This is a genomic window from Marinomonas sp. TW1, from assembly GCF_001625355.1.
In the GTDB taxonomy this organism is placed as follows: domain Bacteria; phylum Pseudomonadota; class Gammaproteobacteria; order Pseudomonadales; family Marinomonadaceae; genus Marinomonas.
The window spans coordinates 1-884 of the sequence record NZ_JSEE01000036.1; the positions used below are offsets into that span (position 1 = coordinate 1).

At 37.9% G+C, this 884-nt stretch carries 1 protein-coding gene; it reads right to left on the reverse strand.

Going from position 1 to position 884, the window contains the following annotated elements; translation table 11 throughout:
• Positions 1 to 536 (reverse strand): DNA polymerase III subunit gamma/tau (gene dnaX / locus OA79_RS17740; RefSeq protein ID WP_063334549.1); only part of this gene is annotated, 536 nt, incomplete at its 3' end.
• Between the last annotated feature and the right edge of the window lie 348 nt (positions 537 to 884).

The window sequence follows — 884 nt, forward strand, 5'->3', positions numbered from 1 at the left end:
ATGTTTTTCAAATTAAACTGCAGACATCGAGATAAAATAGTAACAGGTAGTTTTTGAGGATCAGTCGTTGCTAACAGGAATTGCACATGAGCAGGCGGTTCTTCAAGCGTTATTAATAAAGTGTTAAAGGAGTGAGTCGACAACATGTGCACTTCATCGATTAGATAAACCTTAAAGCGCCCTCGAGTCGGAGTATATTGTACGTTTTCTAATAACTCCCGAGTGTCTTCAACATTTGTTCGAGAGGCCGCATCGACTTCAATTAAGTCAACAAACCTTCCTTCAGCTATTTCGACACAACTGCCACATGCGCCACAAGGCTCAGGAGAAATACCATTCGTTTCGCAGTTTAAGCATTTTGCAAAAATACGCGCTATTGTGGTTTTACCGACACCTCGTGTGCCTGTAAACAAATAAGCGTGATGAAGCCTCTGTTGCTTAAGCGCATTAACCAGAGCTTGAAGAACATGATCTTGACCTGCAAGTTCAATAAAGTTTTGTGGACGCCATTTACGTGCTAATACTTGATAACTCATGATCCATGCTAGCTAATTTTACGCGGATCTTCATTGTACGGTAGTCAGACTGATGGGCCAACACTTTAGCTAACTAAATTGTTGAAACTTAATAATATTCAACTATTTGAACAATAAACAACCAAGCTTAACAATATCAATAATCACGACTAAATCCAAGCTATGGCAGTGTATCTAGCAATTCGCTCACTTCACATTCAAAATGAAAATTAGACAGCTAACTTTAAAGAAGGCTTGAGTTAATTTTCAACTACCCTATTTATTAAAAACAAACGTCAGTTCGCCATCACATCAAAATTCAATCCATACCATATATTTTTAAGTAAAAGTTTGACGATACTGACTAGG